Source organism: Microtetraspora sp. AC03309 (assembly GCF_020826795.1).
Classification (GTDB): domain Bacteria; phylum Actinomycetota; class Actinomycetes; order Streptosporangiales; family Streptosporangiaceae; genus Microtetraspora; species Microtetraspora glauca.
In genome coordinates this window covers 1-549 of sequence record NZ_JADDIL010000403.1, presented here as the reverse complement: position 1 = coordinate 549, position 549 = coordinate 1, and the positions used below count along the sequence as shown (strand labels likewise).

The window sequence follows — 549 nt, the reverse complement described above, 5'->3', positions numbered from 1 at the left end:
CCCTGGCGAAGTCCTCGAACGCCGCGACGTTGTTCATGAATCCGCCCCGGTCGGCGATCCATCCGGGATACACCCAGTGCATCAGGGTGATCATCGGCGTCATGCCATTCTTGCGCAGCGTCGCCAGCACATCGTCGTAGTAGGCGAGCTCACGTTTGTCCCACTTCCCCGGTTCGGGCATCACCCGCGCCCACTCGATGCCCAGGCGAAAAGTGTTGACACCCATGGCATGTGCGTTGGCTATGTCCTCGTGATAGCGATGCCGGAAGTCGACGGCCTGCCGATACGGGTCGACCGGACCTGCCCCCAATGGATCCGAGTCGGGCGTCACCGGCTTGTCTGCGGTCCTGCTCACGTACTGGCGCCAGTTGCTGTCAGGCGCGTCTCCTTCCACCTGATATCCGGCGGTGGCTGTGCCCCAGTAGAAGTTGCGGTCCCAGGCCCCGGTTCGCGACGCCTCCGGGACTGCCTCACAGGCGGACACACTCAGTGCGGCAAGGATTGCGGACGCCAACAGGGCTCTGTTCCACTTCATCACCATACAAAAAC

At 62.8% G+C, this 549-nt stretch carries 1 protein-coding gene; it reads right to left on the bottom strand.

What is annotated here, in order from left to right:
• Nucleotides 1-535, bottom strand: a 535-nt coding sequence (locus IMZ11_RS43560) for a family 1 glycosylhydrolase (protein ID WP_228649562.1), incomplete at its 3' end; no start/stop codon positions are given.
• Between the last annotated feature and the right edge of the window lie 14 nt (nt 536-549).